Annotated in this window: 19 protein-coding genes; 2 read left to right on the forward strand and 17 right to left on the reverse strand. The window is 48.8% G+C overall.

Features of this window, described 5'->3' with window-relative positions:
• Nucleotides 1-5: 5 nt before the first annotated feature.
• The 9 genes from iscX to trmJ all read right to left on the reverse strand — a co-directional run bounded on the left by iscX (nt 6) and on the right by trmJ (nt 6,451).
• Nucleotides 6-200 carry a Fe-S cluster assembly protein IscX gene (gene iscX, locus T411_RS0110380; protein ID WP_000872176.1) on the reverse strand — a complete coding sequence of 65 codons (195 nt, stop codon included), beginning with the start codon at nt 198-200 and terminating at the stop codon, nt 6-8.
• Nucleotides 201-248: 48 nt separating this feature from the next.
• Nucleotides 249-587, reverse strand: a complete 339-nt coding sequence (gene fdx, locus T411_RS0110385) for an ISC system 2Fe-2S type ferredoxin (RefSeq protein ID WP_001124187.1) — start codon at nt 585-587, stop codon at nt 249-251.
• Nucleotides 588-600: 13 nt separating this feature from the next.
• On the reverse strand, nt 601-2,451 hold the full coding sequence (hscA, locus tag T411_RS0110390) for a Fe-S protein assembly chaperone HscA (protein WP_001196560.1): 1,851 nt from the start codon (nt 2,449-2,451) through the stop codon (nt 601-603).
• Between the two features lie 23 nt (nt 2,452-2,474).
• Nucleotides 2,475-2,990 carry a co-chaperone HscB gene (gene hscB, locus T411_RS0110395; protein ID WP_001105747.1) on the reverse strand — a complete coding sequence of 172 codons (516 nt, stop codon included), beginning with the start codon at nt 2,988-2,990 and terminating at the stop codon, nt 2,475-2,477.
• A 48-nt stretch (nt 2,991-3,038) separates the two neighbouring features.
• Nucleotides 3,039-3,362 (reverse strand): iron-sulfur cluster assembly protein IscA, encoded by a 324-nt coding sequence (iscA, locus tag T411_RS0110400; RefSeq protein WP_000301571.1) that lies wholly within the window; start codon nt 3,360-3,362, stop codon nt 3,039-3,041.
• A gap of 60 nt (nt 3,363-3,422) precedes the next feature.
• The gene (iscU, locus tag T411_RS0110405) at nt 3,423-3,806 is read right to left on the reverse strand and encodes a Fe-S cluster assembly scaffold IscU (RefSeq protein WP_000331703.1); all 384 of its coding nucleotides are present in this window, start codon (nt 3,804-3,806) and stop codon (nt 3,423-3,425) included.
• A gap of 36 nt (nt 3,807-3,842) precedes the next feature.
• Entirely contained in the window at nt 3,843-5,057 is a 1,215-nt protein-coding gene (locus T411_RS0110410; protein ID WP_000775253.1) for an IscS subfamily cysteine desulfurase, read from the reverse strand.
• Between the two features lie 26 nt (nt 5,058-5,083).
• Nucleotides 5,084-5,605, reverse strand: coding sequence for a Fe-S cluster assembly transcriptional regulator IscR (gene iscR, locus T411_RS0110415; protein WP_001918301.1), 522 nt, complete (start codon nt 5,603-5,605; stop codon nt 5,084-5,086).
• 114 nt (nt 5,606-5,719) lie between these two features.
• Nucleotides 5,720-6,451: a tRNA (cytosine(32)/uridine(32)-2'-O)-methyltransferase TrmJ gene (gene trmJ, locus T411_RS0110420; RefSeq protein WP_001918300.1), complete on the reverse strand. Its 732-nt coding sequence runs from the start codon at nt 6,449-6,451 to the stop codon at nt 5,720-5,722.
• A 181-nt stretch (nt 6,452-6,632) separates the two neighbouring features.
• Here trmJ and suhB point away from each other — a divergent pair, with 181 nt between their 5' ends.
• Nucleotides 6,633-7,436 (forward strand): inositol-1-monophosphatase, encoded by an 804-nt coding sequence (gene suhB / locus T411_RS0110425; protein WP_000553435.1) that lies wholly within the window; start codon nt 6,633-6,635, stop codon nt 7,434-7,436.
• Between the two features lie 169 nt (nt 7,437-7,605).
• On the opposite strand, the gene secF is transcribed toward suhB, so the two are convergent.
• The 5 genes from secF to queA form a co-directional block, all read right to left on the reverse strand.
• Complete coding sequence (secF, locus tag T411_RS0110430; RefSeq protein ID WP_000486403.1) at nt 7,606-8,553, reverse strand: protein translocase subunit SecF; 948 nt, start codon at nt 8,551-8,553, stop codon at nt 7,606-7,608.
• Nucleotides 8,554-8,567: 14 nt separating this feature from the next.
• Nucleotides 8,568-10,421, reverse strand: coding sequence for a protein translocase subunit SecD (gene secD / locus T411_RS0110435; RefSeq protein WP_001890323.1), 1,854 nt, complete (start codon nt 10,419-10,421; stop codon nt 8,568-8,570).
• Nucleotides 10,422-10,442: 21 nt separating this feature from the next.
• Nucleotides 10,443-10,775 carry a preprotein translocase subunit YajC gene (gene yajC, locus T411_RS0110440; RefSeq protein WP_000053137.1) on the reverse strand — a complete coding sequence of 111 codons (333 nt, stop codon included), beginning with the start codon at nt 10,773-10,775 and terminating at the stop codon, nt 10,443-10,445.
• A gap of 104 nt (nt 10,776-10,879) precedes the next feature.
• Complete coding sequence (tgt, locus tag T411_RS0110445; protein WP_000768199.1) at nt 10,880-12,019, reverse strand: tRNA guanosine(34) transglycosylase Tgt; 1,140 nt, start codon at nt 12,017-12,019, stop codon at nt 10,880-10,882.
• A 228-nt stretch (nt 12,020-12,247) separates the two neighbouring features.
• On the reverse strand, nt 12,248-13,306 hold the full coding sequence (gene queA, locus T411_RS0110450) for a tRNA preQ1(34) S-adenosylmethionine ribosyltransferase-isomerase QueA (protein WP_001198120.1): 1,059 nt from the start codon (nt 13,304-13,306) through the stop codon (nt 12,248-12,250).
• Nucleotides 13,307-13,595: 289 nt separating this feature from the next.
• Between queA and T411_RS0110455 the strand changes: the two genes are divergently transcribed.
• On the forward strand, nt 13,596-14,045 hold the full coding sequence (locus T411_RS0110455; RefSeq protein WP_000598453.1) for a CBS domain-containing protein: 450 nt from the start codon (nt 13,596-13,598) through the stop codon (nt 14,043-14,045).
• 152 nt (nt 14,046-14,197) lie between these two features.
• Here T411_RS0110455 and aceA read toward each other — a convergent pair whose 3' ends face one another.
• The 3 genes from aceA to T411_RS0110470 form a co-directional block, all read right to left on the reverse strand.
• Nucleotides 14,198-15,511: an isocitrate lyase gene (gene aceA, locus T411_RS0110460; RefSeq protein WP_000176892.1), complete on the reverse strand. Its 1,314-nt coding sequence runs from the start codon at nt 15,509-15,511 to the stop codon at nt 14,198-14,200.
• 129 nt (nt 15,512-15,640) lie between these two features.
• Nucleotides 15,641-17,278: a malate synthase A gene (aceB, locus tag T411_RS0110465; RefSeq protein WP_000026557.1), complete on the reverse strand. Its 1,638-nt coding sequence runs from the start codon at nt 17,276-17,278 to the stop codon at nt 15,641-15,643.
• Nucleotides 17,279-17,861: 583 nt separating this feature from the next.
• On the reverse strand, nt 17,862-18,767 hold the full coding sequence (locus T411_RS0110470) for a hydrogen peroxide-inducible genes activator (protein ID WP_001045921.1): 906 nt from the start codon (nt 18,765-18,767) through the stop codon (nt 17,862-17,864).
• Nucleotides 18,768-18,846: the final 79 nt, after the last annotated feature.

Raw genomic sequence — 18,846 nt, forward strand, 5'->3', positions numbered from 1 at the left:
ATGAATTACTCGAATTCATCCATCCAGCACAGAATGACGGCTTCAAGGATTTTTTCGTTGGAATGATTCGGATCATCTTCAAAATCTTCCAACTCCATGATCCAACGATGCAGATCGGTAAAACGTACGGTTTTGGGATCGACATCGGGAAACTTGTCACACAGCTCAATCGCGATATCGCGTGAATCTGTCCATTTCATGGTTAGCCTTCCTATTGGTTTTACCTCGGCTGCGACCGAGGCTAAGAATTAATGATCTTCGCTTGCGTGGTTTAGCGTGTATTTCGGGATCTCGACGACGAGATCTTCATCCGCCACTCGAGCCTGACAGCTGAGACGAGATTCTGGCTCCAGACCCCAAGCTTTATCCAGCATATCGTCTTCCAGCTCATCACTCTCCTCCAGTGAATCAAACCCTTCTCGAACGATACAGTGGCAAGTAGTACAAGCGCACGATTTCTCACACGCATGCTCAATAGCGATACCGTTTTTGAGTGCCACATCAAGAATCGTTTCCCCGGTTTGCGCTTCTAACACTGCGCCTTCCGGGCAAAGGGTTTCATGAGGCAAAACAATAATCTTTGGCATGTTGGTAATCTCTTCAAATCTCGTCAACGGAGTGGCCAGCCAGTGCGCTACGAATCGATTTATCCATTCGTCTTGACGCAAAATCCTGACTCGCTTTGTCTGTGTCTTTTATTCCTTGCTCAATGGCATCCGCATTATCGCCATTGCGCAGTTCAATCAAGCGCTCGATCGCCTGTAATAAAGTTTGGCGCTCTTGCTCGTTCAGCAGCTCATCACCATCCGCTTGCAGGGCTGAAACTAAGCCTTCAATCACGCGATCGGCTTCTACGCGCTGCTCTGCCAACGCACGCGCCAGCATATCCTCTTTAGCATAGGCCATGGAGTCTTTGAGCATCTGGGTGACTTCGTCATCGCTTAAACCATAAGATGGCTTAACCTGAATCTCTGCTTGTACACCGGTGCTTTTTTCCAAAGCCGTCACGGAAAGTAAACCATCCGCATCCACTTGATAAGTCACGCGAATGTGCGCAGCACCTGCCGCCATCGGCGGTATACCTTTGAGTGAGAAGCGTGCCAGAGAGCGACAGTCATCAACCATTTCACGCTCCCCTTGAACCACATGCACACTCATCGCCGTTTGCCCATCTTTGAAGGTGGTAAACTCTTGCGCGCGAGCGACAGGAATGGTGGTGTTGCGTGGGATGATTTTTTCGACCAAACCGCCCATGGTTTCAATCCCCAAAGAGAGTGGGATGACATCGAGCAGCAACATTTCTGCATCAGGCTTATTGCCGGCCAGAATGTCCGCTTGAATCGCCGCACCAATCGCCACAACTTCGTCTGGGTTGATGCTGGTCAGTGGTGTGCGGCCAAAAAACTCCCCCACTTGCTCGCGCACAAACGGTGTGCGGGTTGAACCGCCCACCATCACGACTTCGAGCACTTCATCCGCTTCAACACCGGCATCTTTCAATGCGCGGCGGCAAGAAAGTAGCGTCTTTTTCAACAATGGTGCAATTAGGTTTTCCAACTCTTCACGAGTAAGCGAACCTTGCCAGCCAAGCACATTCAGCTCAGCCGTCATGTATTCAGTCAGATCGATTTTGGCTTGTGTCGCGGCGTTAATCAGCGCGCGCTGCTGCTCAGCGGTTAAACTGGTGAGTCCGATTTGTGCTTGCAGGTGATCGGCGATCAGATGGTCAAAATCATCACCACCCAGTGCAGAGTCACCACCGGTTGCGAGCACTTCAAACACGCCGCGTGAAAGGCGTAAAATCGAAATATCGAAGGTGCCGCCACCTAGATCGTACACCGCGATCACACCTTCTTGGCCTGAGTCCAAACCATAAGCAATCGCCGCTGCTGTCGGCTCATTGAGTAAACGCAGCACATGCAAGCCCGCTAACGCCGCAGCATCTTTAGTCGCAACCCGCTGCGCATCATCAAAATACGCAGGTACCGTGATGACCACTCCCGCCAATTCGCCACCTAAGGTGGCGGTGGCACGTTCTGCCAAGGCTTTCAAAATATCGGCAGAGATTTGAATAGGGTTTTTATCCCCTTGCGCGGTTTGCACAATCGGCAAGCCTTTCTCACTCGCTTTAAAGCGGTAAGGCAGATGAGGATAACGCTGGTTGATGTCTTGCAGTGAACGTCCAAGCAGACGTTTTACCGAAATCACAGTGTTGTGCGGATCGGTTTCAGCTTGTTCACGAGCGGGATAGCCGACGCGAGTCGCATCAGCACCATAGTTCACCACTGAGGGGAGAATACTACGCCCTTGGCTATCGACGAGTGTGCTTGCGGTTCCGCTGCGCACAGAAGCGACCAGTGAATTCGTGGTGCCTAAATCAATACCCGCAGCCAACTTATGCTGGTGTGGTGCCGAACTTTGCCCCGGCTCTGCAATCTGAAGTAATGCCATCAGTTGTTCCTTTGAATCTTGAATTAGCCAAGCAGTTGGTCTTCGACTCGTTCTACTTCATTTTTGAGTTTGGCAATAAATTTGAGCTTTCTGATCTGATCAGCCGCCGCTAACCACTCACTTTGAGCTAATTGGCCTTGTAGCTGTGCGAGATAATGACGCTGCATCGCGGTTACCTTAGTGTCAAAAGCGACTAAGGCGGCCTCTGGATCTGCACAAGCCGTCACGGACTCTAGCTCTTCGCGTAGCTCCATCTGTTCCATCAGAAACATCGGATCTTGCAGCGTCTGCTGCTCAGCGTTCATCTCTATGCCTTGTAACGACAAAAGATATTCCGCGCGGCGGAGTGGATCTTTCAGTGTCTGATACGCATCGTTAATTTGCGCGGCTTGCTGCACTGCCATTAGGCGGTCACGCTCAGAAGCGGTAGCAAAATTATCCGGATGGAATCGTTTCTGCAACGCTCTGAACTGAGAAGAAAGAAGGCTACCATCCAGTTCAAACTGGATCGGCAGCCCAAATAATTCAAAATAATTCATCTTGATAGCGGTCCTGTGATCGAGAACAGTCTCGATGGTCAGTTACCGTTAAACGTTGAAGCTTTCACCACAACCACATTCGCTTTTGACATTTGGGTTGTTGAATTCAAAGCCTTCGTTTAACCCTTCTTTTTTGTAATCGAGTTGAGTGCCATCTAAATAGACCATGCTTTTGGTGTCAATGATCACCTTCACACCATGGCTTTCAAATACGTGGTCTTCTTCGTTGAGATCATCAACAAACTCGAGCACATACGCCATTCCCGAACACCCAGTTGTCTTGACACCAAGACGTAAACCGATGCCTTTTCCACGATTATCCAGAAAAGTTTTTACTCGGCTTGCTGCGGTTTCGCTAAGAGTGACGGCCATACTTCAACCTTATGATTTCAATAAATTAAAGGGTGGGAGCGCTCGACGCTCCCAAACGAATTAGTGTTGATGCTTTTTCTTGTAGTCCGCAACAGCGGCTTTGATGGCATCTTCGGCTAGGATTGAGCAGTGAATTTTCACCGGTGGCAATTCGAGCTCTTCGGCGATTTCACTGTTCTTGATCGCTGCCGCTTCATCAATGCTCTTGCCTTTCACCCACTCAGTCACTAGCGAGCTAGAAGCAATTGCGCTACCACAGCCGTAAGTTTTGAATTTTGCATCTTCGATGATGCCTTCTGGTGATACTTTGATCTGCAAACGCATTACATCACCACACGCAGGTGCGCCAACCATGCCGCTACCTACAGAAGGATCTTCTTTATCAAATGAACCAACGTTACGTGGGTTCTCGTAATGGTCAATGACCTTTTCGCTGTATGCCATGTTCGTTACCTCGAATCCTTTATAACCTTGGAATGATTAGTGGTGTGCCCACTCAACCGTGTTCAGATCTACGCCGTCTTTGTACATGTCCCAAAGTGGAGACATCGCACGCAGTTTATCCACTGCTACGCGGATCAGTTCGATCGCATAATCAATCTCTGCTTCGGTCGTGAAACGACCAAAAGAGAAGCGAATTGAGCTGTGTGCCAGTTCATCGTTAAGACCCAGAGCGCGCAATACGTAAGAAGGCTCAAGGCTGGCTGAAGTACATGCACTGCCTGACGATACAGCCAGATCTTTCAGTGCCATCAGCAGAGATTCACCTTCTACAAACGCAAAACTGACGTTGAGATTGTGTGGTACACGCTGATCCAGATCACCGTTAATGGTCACGGCTTCCATATCTTTAATGCCATCAAGCAGACGATTACGCAGCTTCAGTGCGTGATCGTAATCTTGCTGCAGCTCTTCCTTCGCGATACGGAACGCTTCACCCATACCCACAATTTGGTGAGTCGGCAGAGTACCAGAACGGAAACCACGTTCATGACCACCACCGTGCATTTGTGCTTCAAGACGAATACGTGGTTTACGGCGAACATACAAAGCACCAATACCTTTCGGGCCGTAAGCTTTGTGCGCAGAAAGAGAAATCAGATCAACCTTCATCTCTTGGACATCAATAGCCACTTTACCCGCGGATTGCGCTGCATCAACATGGAACACCACTTTACGTGAACGGCACAGTTCGCCGATCGCTGCGATATCTTGCACCACGCCGATTTCATTGTTCACGTGCATGATAGAAACCAAAATAGTGTCATCACGCATCGCGGCTTCAAGCTTAGCCAGATCAACCAAGCCATTGCTTTCTGGATCAAGATAAGTCACTTCAAAGCCTTCACGCTCCAATTGGCGCATGGTATCCAGTACCGCTTTGTGTTCGGTTTTGCTGGTGATGATGTGCTTGCCTTGCTTGTTATAGAAGTGAGCAACACCTTTGATCGCGAGGTTGTCAGATTCAGTAGCACCCGAAGTGAACACAATTTCACGTGGGTCTGCATTCAGCAGGGCTGCGATTTGCTCACGCGCAGTGTCTACCGCTTCTTCTGCCTGCCAGCCATAACGGTGCGAGCGCGAAGCTGGGTTACCGAAGGTACCATCCATCGTCATGTACTGAACCATTTTTTCAGCTACGCGCGGATCAACCGGGCATGTCGCTGAATAATCTAGATAAATAGGCAGTTTCATTTTCTACTCCAGTGTAAACCTTGCCGCTATGAGCGAACATTAATACCAAAAGGCGCAGCACCAATGGTGACTGTGTTTGAGTTGTTTTGCGAAACCCTTTGGCTGACCGCAAGATGAAGATCTTGACGATCTGAAACTTCGAGAACTTCGTTATCCATCATCAGCTCACCGAGCGTGATGTTGTTAAGAAAATCCGTAATGCGTGAGCTGAGATCACGCCACAGTGTGTGAGTCAGACAGCGAGTCCCGCCCTGACAATCCCCTTTCCCGTTGCATTTGGTCGCATCGACCGATTCATCAACCGCGGCAATCACAGTACCAATAGAAATGGCGTATGAGTCCATTCCTAAGCGATAACCGCCGCCCGGACCGCGCACACTGGCGACTAAGCCCGCTTTACGTAACTTAGAAAAAAGCTGCTCTAAGTACGAGAGAGAAATGCCTTGGCGCTCAGAAATGTCCGCCAACGGTACTGGGTTTTGTTGCGAATGCAGAGCCACATCTAACATGGCTGTTACCGCATATCTTCCTTTAGATGTCAGTCTCATAATCACACCGTATCCACACTGTTTATGTGGCTGGAAGTTTTCCATACTTGACTCTTTTGGTCAAGTATTTATTTGACTAATTTAGTCAGGTATTTAACCCTGAGACTTATAAGCTTATTCTTTGCGTGAGATTGACTTTTGTACTGACGTTAAGATCCCACGCAAGATATTGATTTCTTGAGCTTCTGGCCGAGCGCGCGTAAACATGCGGCGCAGTTTATTCATCACCTGCCCCGGCTGCTGCGCAGAAATAAACTCGGTTTGCATTATCACTTGTTCAAGATGGGCATAAAAACGCTCCAACTCTTGATGACGCGGATACTCTTCCTGCAATGTGCTGCTTTGCGAGCTCTGCTGCAAAGCAAGATAGGCCATCCGCACTTCATAACTCAGCAGTTGAACCGCCATTGCTAAATTCAGTGAGCTGTATTCTGGATTCGCAGGCACGCATACGTGGTAGTGACACAGTTGCAGCTCATCATTGGTCAAGCCAGTACGTTCACGACCAAACACCATAGCCACACTATGTTGGTTGGCTTCGCTGATGAGTTTTTCTCCGCACTCGCGTGGCTCAAGCATTGGCCATTCAAGGGTGCGTGAACGCGCACTGGTGCCCACGACTAACCCACAATCAGCAACGGCGGCTTCCAGCGTTGGATAAATTTGCGCATTGAGTGCAATTTCACTTGCCCCTGCGGCTAACGCGATCGCTTGAGCATCAACCTGACACTGCGGATCGACCAGCACCATCTGGCTCAGCCCCATGACTTTCATCGCCCGAGCGGCCGAACCAATATTTCCAGAGTGAGTTGTGCCGACCAATACGACTTTCACGCGTTCTAACATCATTTGCTAAAATGTACTCCAAACAAAGCCGCGGGATATTAACACAAACCTGACCAAAATGGTCAGACCCTTTACCTTGACGAGCAACTAAGCGCACAAAAAATAACCACTTCCTTTTTTGATTTGTTTTGGTATACTGCCGCCCGCTTTTTCGTTCTTTAACATCCGTTGGGAAACTCGTATGCATCCAATGCTAAATATCGCTATTCGCGCCGCGCGAAAAGCAGGTAACCATATTGCCAAATCTCTGGAAAACGCAGAGAAGATTCAAACTACTCAGAAAGGCAGCAACGACTTTGTGACTAACGTCGACAAAGAAGCAGAAGCGATTATCGTTTCAACCATCAAAAGCTCTTACCCTGAGCACTGCATCATTGCAGAAGAAGGCGGCCTTATCGAAGGTAAAGATAAGGAAGTGCAATGGATCATCGACCCACTGGATGGCACCACTAACTTTGTAAAAGGTTTCCCTCACTTTGCTGTTTCTATTGCGGTACGCTTTAGAGGCAAAACTGAAGTCGCTTGTGTTTACGACCCAATGACTAACGAACTGTTCACTGCCCAACGTGGTGCAGGTGCACAGCTCAACAACGCTCGTATTCGCGTTCAGCCAATCAAAGATCTGCAAGGCGCAGTTTTGGCCACCGCATTCCCATTCAAACAAAAACAGCACTCAGAATCTTTCATGAAGATCCTCTCTGCAATGTTTGTTGAATGTGCAGATTTCCGTCGTACTGGTTCAGCCGCACTGGATCTGTGCTACCTAGCCGCAAACCGCGTTGATGGCTACTTTGAGCTTGGCCTAAAACCTTGGGATATGGCTGCAGGTGAACTGATTGCTCGTGAAGCGGGTGCCATCGTGACTGACTTTGCTGGCGGCACCGATTACATGCAATCGGGCAACATCGTGGCATCAAGCCCACGTGGTGTGAAAGCGATTCTGCAGCACATCCGTGAAAACGGTAACAGCGCAATTTTGAAATAATATCTGCTCCGTCACAGCTGATATCGCCCTGCCATTATGGCAGGGCTTTTTTTTGTTCTATCAACCGATCGCCTACTGCTTCATGATCAATCAGGTCATAGCTAACCAAGCTTGATAAAAAAACCGCTGACTTAGCAGCGGTTTTTTTATTTATCGATGAAAGAGATGCCTACGGCATTTCATCCAACTCTGCGCCTTCTTTCTCTACTTGTGGAGGCAATAAGTGCTCACGGGTGATCCCGAGTTTCAGCGCCAGTGCTGATGCCACATAGATAGAAGAATAAGTACCAACGGTAATACCCAGCAACAAGGCCAGCGCAAAACCGTGGATCATTGCTCCACCTTGAGTAAAGAGGGCAATCACCACAAACAAAGTGGTACCTGAAGTGATCAAAGTACGGCTCAAAGTTTGTGTAATTGAGCTATTCATGATCTCTGCGGGTTCTTCTTTGCGCATCTTACGGAAGTTTTCACGGATCCGGTCAAACACCACGATGGTATCGTTGAGTGAGTAACCCACAACCGTCAGCAATGCTGCAACAATCGTGAGATCAACTTCAATCTGTAAGATAGAGAAGATGCCTAAAGTAATGATGACGTCGTGCGCCAATGCCAGCACCGCACCTGCAGCCAAACGCCATTCAAAGCGTACTGACACGTAAAGCAAGATACACAGCAAAGAAACCAGAATCGCCAAGCCGCCCGCTTCAGTGAGCTCATCACCCACGTTCGGGCCAACGAATTCGATACGGCGCATTTCCACGTTGCCGCCGGTACCTTCTTTGATCGCCGCGAGGATCTGGTTACCCAACGCCTCACCCGCCATATCATCACGAGGACGTAGACGTACCATTACATCACGTGCAGAACCAAAGTTTTGCACGGTAGCATCACCAAAACCTTTCGCTTCAAGGGCGCTACGGATTTGCTCCAGATTGGCAGGCTGCTCAAAGCCCACTTCAATCAATGTACCGCCCGTGAAATCCAGCCCCCAGTTCAGCCATTTGGTAGACAGAGTAAAAATCGATGCGGCAATCATCACCAGCGACAAGGCGAAGGCGAATTTCGACCAACGCATAAAGTCGATCATTTTGTCTGCTTTTAGGATTTGAAACATAACTTACCCCAGCCTCAGATCGACAATTTGTTGATACGTTTGCCGCCATACAGCAGGTTCACGATACAACGTGTACCCACAATCGCGGTAAACATAGAGGTTAAAATACCGATAGACAGCGTCACTGCGAAGCCTTTAATCGCCCCTGTACCAACGGCAAACAAAATGATCGCCGTAATTAAGGTGGTGATGTTGGCATCGGCAATGGTACTGAATGCGTTAGCGTAACCTTGATGAATCGCTTGCTGCGGATTTTTTCCTTCGCGTAGCTCTTCACGAATACGCTCGAAAATCAGTACGTTGGCATCGACCGCCATACCGACCGTCAACACGATACCAGCAATACCCGGCAAGGTCATGGTTGCGCCCGGGATCATCGACATTACGCCAATGATCAGCACGAGGTTCGCCATCAGTGCGATGTTAGCGATCATGCCAAACTTACGGTAGTAAAGAACCGTAAACAGCATTACCGCCACCATACCCCAAATACAGGCCTGAATACCCATATCGATATTCTGCTGACCCATTGATGGACCAATGGTGCGCTCTTCGACGATAGAAATTGGCGCAATCAAAGCACCGGCACGCAATAGCAGAGCAAGGTTATGCGCTTCTGCCGGTGAATCAATCCCAGTAATACGGAAGTTACGTCCCAATGCCGACTGAATCGTCGCTTGGTTAATCACTTCTTCATGCTTGGTCAGAATGACTTTACCTTCAGGAGAGCGCTTACCGCTGTCTTTGTATTCAGCAAATACCGTCGCCATCAACTTGCCAATGTTCTTTTTCGAGAACGCTGACATCTTGTTGCCGCCTTCGCTATCGAGCGAAATGTTCACCTGTGGGCGACCATATTCGTCGGCGCTTGAGCTTGCATCGGTAATGCTTGAACCACCCAGAATCACGCGCTTTTTCAGCACTACAGGACGACCATTACGATCGAACTTGATTTCGCTGCCAGCTGGCGCACGTCCTGCTGCCGCAGCGGCAAGGTCGGCTTTATCGTCCACTTCACGAAACTCAAGGGTTGCGGTCGCGCCTAAGATTTCTTTAGCACGCGCGGTGTCTTGTACACCCGGCAGCTCTACCACGATACGTGTCGCACCTTGGCGTTGAACCAGAGGCTCAGCCACACCCAGTTCGTTCACCCGGTTACGCAAAATAGTGATGTTCTGCTCAACGGCGTAGTTGCGAATTTCCTGTAAGCGAGCTTCGGTAAACTTAGCCACGAGCACAAAACGGCCATCGGATTCTGAAGTCGTAAAGGTCATATCACGGTGTTTCGACTCCAGAAGCAGCTTAGTTTGCGCAAGCTGCTCGGCATCACGCAGGGTCACTTCAACCGCATCCGATAATGGACGGATCGCGCGGTAACGAATTTTCTCGTCACGCAGATCACTGCGGAAAGCTTCTTCTTGTTGGCTGACCAATTTTTCCATCGCGGCATCCATATCCACTTCCATCAGGAAGTGCACACCACCACGCAGATCAAGGCCGAGTTTCATTGGTGCAGCACCAATTGACTCTAGCCAATCTGGCGTTGAAGGAGCGAGGTTTAACGCGACGATTTTATCCTTACCTAACGCTTCACTGATGATATCTCGGGCGCTGATTTGCGTATCCGTATCATTGAAACGAACAAGGATTGAGCCATTTTCAAGAGCAATGGATTTTTGGGAGAGTTGCGCTTTATTGAGCGCATCGGTGACAGCATCCAGCGTTGACATATCAACAGAGGCGCCACGCGCCCCTGTTATTTGGATAGCTGGATCTTCACCGTAGATATTTGGAAGTGCATACAAGGCTGCAACGGCGATGGTTAACATCACCATCAGATACTTCCATAACGGATAACGGTTTAGCACAGCGAGGATCCTATGGCTGTTTTAAAGAGATTTCAGCGTACCTTTTGGCAGCACTGCAGTCACGAAGTCCTTCTTGATCACAACTTCGTTGTTGGTGTTCAACTCGATTGTGATGTAAGCGTTATCTTCAGCAATCTTAGTGATACGACCCACTAGACCACCAGAGGTCAACACTTCGTCACCTTTTGCCATCGCAGCCATCAGGTTTTTGTGTTCTTTGACACGCTTAGCTTGTGGACGGTAGATCATGAAATAGAAGATCACTGCGAACATCGCGAGCATGATGATCATTTCAAAACCGCCACCTTGTGGGGCACCTTCGCCTGCGGCATGTGCTACAGAAATTAAACTCATTGAGAAACGTCCTCTAAGTTATTGTTGTTTAATGTTGATTCTATTGGGATGCACAGGGGTGAATTCAAGCGGCTTACCACGCAAATCCAACCCAGTGCACGAAATCAGGCTTTGTCTTTTTGTAGTGGTGGCACTTCGCGGTTACGACGCGCGTAGAACTCGGCTACAAATTGGTCAAAACGGTCTTCATCAATCGCTTTACGAATGCTTTCCATCAAGCGTTGGTAGTAACGCAGGTTATGGATGGTATTCAAGCGTGCACCGAGGATTTCGTTACAGCGATCCAAATGATGCAGGTATGACTTCGAATAATTTTTGCAAGTGTAACAGTCGCAATGCAGATCCAGTGGTGTTGTATCGGTTTTATGTGCTGCATTACGGATCTTGATCACACCACCCGTCACAAACAGGTGACCGTTACGTGCGTTACGCGTTGGCATCACACAGTCAAACATGTCGATACCACGACGCACACCTTCCACCAAGTCTTCCGGTTTACCGACGCCCATCAGATAACGTGGCTTGTCTTCCGGCAGTTGTGGACAGGTATGTTCCAGTACACGATGCATGTCTTCTTTCGGCTCACCCACCGCAAGACCACCCACAGCATAACCATCAAAACCGATTTCCGTCAGGCCTTTTACCGATACATCACGCAAATCTTCATACACACCACCCTGTACGATACCAAACAGGTTGTTCGGGTTTTCGAGCTTATCGAAGTGGTCACGCGAACGTTTTGCCCAACGCAGAGACATTTCCATCGATTTTTTCGCTTCATCGTGGGTCGCTGGGTATGGCGTACACTCGTCAAAAATCATCACGATGTCTGAACCCAAATCTTTTTGGATTTCCATCGATTTCTCGGCGTCCATAAAGATTTTGTCGCCGTTTACTGGGTTGCGGAAATGCACGCCTTCTTCGGTGATCTTACGGATATCGCCTAAGCTGAATACCTGAAAACCACCAGAGTCAGTCAGGATAGGACCTTGCCAGTTCATGAAATCGTGCAAGTCACCGTGCATTTTCATCACTTCTTGGCCAGGGCGCAGCCAGAGGTGGAAAGTGTTACCGAGCAGAATTTGTGCGCCGGTCTCTTTCACTTCTTCAGGGGTCATCCCTTTTACCGTGCCGTAAGTACCTACGGGCATAAACGCAGGGGTTTGCACTGTGCCGCGTTCAAAAATCAATTGACCACGACGGGCATTACCGTTTTTCTTTTTCAGTTCAAATTTTAATTTCACGAAGCCTCCAATGTCAGAGAAACAGTCTGACCATTTTTACCCACCTAATCGCGCAAACTTACGCTCTCAGCAGGTCGATAATTCAAGCCTTATTGCCATCAACAAGGCTCTTTGCGGAGCGGTCGCGTTTCCCTGCGAAAAAGGTCTGCACCTTTTCTGGCTACTGCCAGCACTCGTTTTCGTTATCCCTTGCCACCTGAAGCAACCACTCCAAGTGATTAGGGATGATTACGCTTTAGTCGTCTGCTTACGAATAAACATCGCATCGCCGTAACTAAAGAAGCGATATTGCTCTTTGACCGCATGTTCATAAGCGGCCATGGTGTGCTCATAACCTGCAAACGCACTCACCAGCATGATCAAGGTCGATTCAGGCAAGTGGAAATTGGTGATCAAGCAATCCACCAACTGGTATTGATACCCCGGGAAGATGAAGATTTCGGTATCACCAAAAAATGGCTTTAACTCGGTGCCTTTTTGCAGCGCATCTTGCGCCGCACTTTCGAGTGAACGTACTGAGGTGGTACCCACAGCAACCACTCGACCACCACGCGCTTTGGTCGCCGCAATCGCATCCACCACTTCTTGTGGCACTTCAACGTATTCCGCATGCATATGGTGATCGTGAATATTTTCCACCCGCACAGGCTGGAAGGTCCCCGCGCCAACATGCAGTGTCACATACGCCAACTCAACGCCTTTGGCTTGGATCTGCTCAAGCAGCGCTTGGTCAAAATGCAAACCCGCCGTTGGGGCAGCTACCGCACCCGGCTTTTGGTTGTACACCGTTTGATAACGCTCTTTATCTGTCTCTTCATCAGGACGGTCGATGTAAGGTGGCAACGGCATGTGACCAATTTGATTGAGAATATCCAATACCACGGTTTCCGCAGTAAAACGGATTTCAAACAACGCATCGTGACGCGCCTGCATCACGGCATGAAACTCATCGTTCTCGCCTAAATAAAGTTCAGTACCCGGTTTGGGCGGTTTTGATGAACGAACGTGCGCTAAAATCGTGTGCTCATCGAGCATACGCTCTACCAACACTTCTAATTTGCCACCGCTGGCTTTGCGCCCAAACATGCGAGCTGGGATCACTCGCGTGTTGTTAAACACCAGCAGATCTCCCGGTTCAACCAGTTCGAGGACATCTTTAAAGGTGCCATCCACCAGTTGACCACTGTTGCCGTCAAGCTGCAGCAAGCGGCTCGCGGTACGTTCTGCTTTTGGGTAGCGAGCAATCAGCTCGTCTGGGAGTTCAAAATGAAAATCTGAAACTTGCATGGCTCTTTCTTGATTAAGTGATCAGTATCGTCGCCCGATTTCGCGGCGCGCCAGTATATACCTAAGTGCGCTCAAGATACAGGAATGCTGCGTGGTGATACACCTCTCGCAAGGTAACCTTTTGTAAAGAGCCATCAGGTTCGCCAACGGATTCAACAATCCGCATATTTCGGTTTCACTTCGCAGAAGTTGCTGGCCAATCACACTATAGTTAAATAATAAAGCGTTAATGGGAAAAGGGGTTAGAGACCCCGGCTCCGATGGTTCTCTGCGCAGAAAGGAGTTGGCTATGATCAAAGTTGAAGACATGATGACGCGTCACCCGCACACCTTATTGCGGACTCACACGCTCAACGATGCGAAACATCTTATGGAGGCGCTGGATATTCGCCACGTGCCGATTGTGGATGCGAATAAAAAGCTGCTGGGTATCGTCAGCCAACGCGATTTGTTGGCGGCTCAGGAATCCAGCTTGCAGCGCAGTGCCCAAGGCGATTCTCTCACCTTCGAAACTCCGCTGTTTGAGGTGATGCACACCGATGTTGCGAGCGTCGCGCCGCAAGCGGGGCTCAAAGAAAGCGCAATTTACATGCAAAAACACAAAATTGGCTGTTTGCCTGTCGTCGCCAAAGACGTGTTAGTTGGGATCATTACCGACAGTGATTTCGTGACAATTGCGATCAATCTGCTCGAGCTTCAGGAAGAGAGTGAACCCGATGAGTTGGATGAGGAGCAATAAGTCAAGCTATCACCCGATTCATTCTCGGCTCGGCCAAACGATTTGTAGCGGCATGTAGGAATGGGTTCGCCATACTCAAGCAGAGTAAACGCTCACCCTAAAAAAGGCGGCCATTCGGCCGCCAAGGTTCGCACAGAATGGTGGATTATCGATTAGTGAAATTGATCTTCTTCGGTTGAGCCGGTCAGAGCCGTCACCGAACTGTTGCCGCCTTGAATGGTGTTGGTCATCTTATCGAAGTAACCCGTCCCCACTTCTTGTTGGTGCGCCACGAAGGTATAACCTTTGGATGCTGCTTCAAATTCGCGACGCTGTACCATTTCGACATAGTGACGCATACCTTCGCCTTGCGCGTAAGCGTGCGCTAACTCAAACATGTTAAACCACATGTTGTGAATACCCGCTAACGTGATGAACTGGTACTTGTAACCCATGTCCGACAGCGCTTGCTGGAAATGGGCGATGGTTTTCGCATCGAGATTCTTTTCCCAGTTGAACGACGGTGAGCAGTTGTAAGCCAACAGTTGATCTGGGTATTGTGCATGAATCGCTTCAGCAAATTTACGCGCTTCTTCCAGATCCGGCTTCGCGGTTTCACACCACACCAAATCTGCGTAAGGTGCGTAAGCCAAGCCGCGAGAAATCGCTTGGTCAATGCCCGCGCGTACACGGTAGAAACCTTCGGAAGTACGCTCACCGGTCACGAAATCGGCATCGTACGGATCGCTGTCTGAAGTGAGCAAATCGGCGGCGTTAGCATCGGTGCGAGCAATCACTAACGTAGTCGTGCCTGCAACATCGGCAGCCAAACGTGCTGCAATCAGTTTTTGCACCGCTTCTTGAGTCGGTACCAATACTTTGCCGCCCATGTGGCCACATTTTTTCACCGAAGCCAATTGGTCTTCAAAGTGAACGCCAGCAGCGCCCGCTTCAATCATAGATTTCATCAACTCATAAGCGTTGAGTACGCCACCAAAACCGGCTTCCGCATCCGCGACGATTGGCAGGAAGTAATCAATTCCGCCTTCATCTTGTGGTGATTTGCCGTTTGACCACTGGATTTGGTCAGCGCGACGAAACGCATTATTGATGCGGCGTACGACTGACGGTACAGAATCCACTGGATAGAGAGATTGGTCTGGGTACATGGTGCCTGCGGTGTTGTTATCCGCCGCCACTTGCCAGCCAGAGAGATAAATCGCTTCAATGCCCGCCTTGGCTTGTTGCACCGCTTGGCCGCCAGTGAGTGCGCCCAAACAGTTCACATACCCTTTTTTCGCTGAACCATTCACCAGTTCCCACAGTTTGTCTGCACCACGTTGGGCGATGGTATTGGCTGGTACAACCGAGCCGCGCAAACTCACCACTTCTTCAGCGGTGTAAGTGCGTTTCACATTTTTCCAGCGTGGGTTGGTTGCCCAATCTTTTTCTAGTGCTTCAATTTGTTGGCGACGAGTCAGTGTCATAATCTATCCCTCTTGTATATTGGTTGCCTGTTGGCAGCTCGATTCCTTGTTCGATCAGTACTGCGCTCGCTGATCGTAAAGTGGTTTCACGTTACTGGTGTTTTTTCACCTTACTGGTGTTATAGAGGCCTACGGCAAGTAGTCGTAGCCCGGTATGGTTAAGAAATTCGGTAGCTCTTGACTGGTCGTTAAGCGCTCCATCAATTCGGCCGCTTCAGTAAAACGCCCTTGTGCAAAACGGGACTCACCCACTTCACTTTTCACCACCTCAATCTCTTGTTTGAGGTAGTCGCGAAACAGTTCGTTAGTGACCACTTGCCCGTTATCTAACGTTTTGCCGTGTTGGATCCATTGCCAAATCGAAGCGCGTGAAATCTCCGCTGTCGCCGCATCTTCCATCAAGCCGTAGATCGGCACACAACCGTTACCAGAAATCCATGCTTCGATGTATTGCAACGCAACGCGAATGTTGTGGCGCATGCCATGCTCAGAGCGTGGCCCATCGCAAGGTGCCAATAGATCGGCCGCGGTTATCGGAGCATCGGCCATTCGGCTTACATTGAGTTGGTTTTTGCGCTCACCAAGCACTTCGTTAAACACCGCCATCGCGGTATCCGCTAAACCGGGGTGAGCAACCCAAGTGCCATCGTGGCCATTGGTCGCTTCAAGCATTTTGTCGCCGCGAATTTTTTGTAGCACTTGCTCATTGAGCGCAGGATCTTTGGCTGGAATAAACGCCGCCATCCCGCCCATCGCAAACGCGCCGCGTTTATGACAGGTGTAAATCAACAAACGGGAATACGCATTGAGGAAAGGCTTATCCATGGTCACCACTTGGCGATCCGGCAATACGCGGTCGGGATGCTTTTTCAAGGTTTTGATGTAGCTGAAAATATAATCCCAGCGTCCACAGTTCAGACCGACAATGTGCTCTTTGAGTGAGAAGAGGATCTCATCCATCTGAAATACCGCAGGCAGAGTTTCAATCAACACTGTTGCTTTGATGGTGCCTGTGTCTAAACCAAAATAATCTTCCGTGAAATGGAACACGTCACTCCACCACTGCGCCTCTTGATAAGCTTGCAGCTTAGGTAGGTAGAAATAAGGGCCACTGCCTTTTTTCAACAGTGCGCGATGGTTGTTGTAAAAATAGAGCGCAAAATCGAACAGTGAACTGGGAATCGCCAAGCCGTTGTAAGTGACATGTTTTTCTTTGAGATGCAGACCGCGCACGCGGCAGATAAGCACCGCTGGGTTGGCATTGAGCTCATAACGCTTGCCATTATCTGGGTTGGTATAGCTTATGCAGCCCAGAATCGCATCACGCAGGTTGATCTGCCCATCCAACACCTTGTCCCACGCGGGCGACATCGAATCTTCAAAGTCAGCCATAAAGACTTTCACATTCGCGTTCAGTGCATTAATCACCATTTTGCGATCGATTGGCCCCGTGATCTCTACGCGACGATCTTGCAGATCGTCTGGAATGCCGAGAATCTTCCAGCTTCCTTCACGGATATCTTTGGTTTCGGCAAGAAAATCAGGTAGCTGGCCTTGGTCGATAAGCGTTTGTTTTTGTTCACGCAAGTTCAGCAATTCATCAACTCGCGGCGCAAAGCGCTCACAGAGTTGCTGTAAAAAAGTTTGGGCTTCGACAGGGAAAATCGCTTGATGTTCGGGTGAAAGGGTACCCACCACAGCAAGCTTGCCTTGGGTGATTTTGGTTTCCGTGGTGTGTTGGGTTAATTCAGCAGTATTGATTGACATAAATTCCTTCCTTGAAACACTCACCAAGAACATTTGTAACTTTAAAACTACAAATTTTCATTATTCAGTTGGCTTATCCGTTGTGATTTAAAGTCACTTAAATTGCGCACTTTTGCAAGACTCCGGGCACTAGACATAAGTCTTAACAATGCCAATAAACCTTAACCCACAAAGCACCAACAAGAAAGAGCAAAAGTTAACCCAAGGTTAAATTCGAAGTTTTATTCGGTTGCCACCCCCACACAATTCACACACCAAAATACGTAAGTTATTACGTAATTTAATTACACAAAAATTGACATTGAAAATAGCACTTAAACAAGTGTTTAAATTTATCCTTACGGTATAAAAGGTCGGAATGACTGGCTTAGAGCGGAACCCATCGTCTGTAATTAAAACAGCGTTACGGTCAGGATATGTAAAATTCACATTGTGAATATTTACAATTTTATGAAAGCCCCACCAATTTTGACTTGTGAAATTTCACAATTAAAAAATCACTAACCACACAAAATGCTAAAAAGCGCATCGTTGACAATGCGCTTTCACTAGTCCATAGCAGAATTATCACTACGACCAATCGCTATAACAGCTCAGCCACTATCTCAGCTAACTGGCGAAAAGTGTGAATTCGGGAAGAACTTGGACGCCACACTAGGCCGATTTCTCGGTAAGCTTTTTGCCCAGGAGGGTCGATCACCACCAGATTTTGGTTATCCAGCAAACCGTGGTCGATGGCCATTTGCGGAATAAAAGTCGTACCTAAGCCATTGGCCACCATTTGCACTAAGGTATGCAAACTGGCCGCGGTAAATGGATTAATCTTCTCTTTATCGGTGAGCTTACAAGCCGATACGGCATGTTCAGTTAAACAGTGCTCGTTTTCGAGTAAAAACACCGATTCATCGGGTAGATCAGCGTAGCGGATCGGCACGCGGATCTGATTAACTTGGTTACGGCTGATCACCATACGAAACGGATCTTGCCCCACCACATAGCTCTCCATATTGCCAATATCGACGGGTAAGGCGAGGATCAACACATCCAGTTCACCACTGCGCAAGGCGGAAAGCAGATTTGCCGTGGTATCTTCGCGCAACAATAAGTGCAATTTAGGGTAACGCTGGTTAATCTCTTGGACTAAATCACACAACAAAAACGGCGCAATGGTTGGAATGCACCCCAAACGCAATTGCCCTTCCATGGTGTCACCTTGGCACAACTTACCAAGCTCGACTAAATCTTGCCCCTTGGCGAGCAATTCTCGCCCCTGCTTGACCACCAACTCTCCGACCCGAGTAAATACCAGAGGGCTTTTCTTATCTTGCTTTTCATACAAGGAACAGCCGATCAACTCTTCAAGGTTTTGAATGCCTTTACTTAAGGTCGATTGACTGACAAAGCAACGCTCAGCCGCCTCACTAAAATGGCGGGTTTCATAAAGTGTCACCAAATAAGATAACTGCTTGAGGCTTGGCCATTTATTCATACATCTTCCATCCTCTCATCAAAAACCGCGCTAAAAACATCATGGTACCTAGGCACTACTGACCTCACCGAGACTTATC

It is taken from the genome of Vibrio cholerae ATCC 14035, assembly GCF_000621645.1.
GTDB classification, from domain to species: domain Bacteria; phylum Pseudomonadota; class Gammaproteobacteria; order Enterobacterales; family Vibrionaceae; genus Vibrio; species Vibrio cholerae.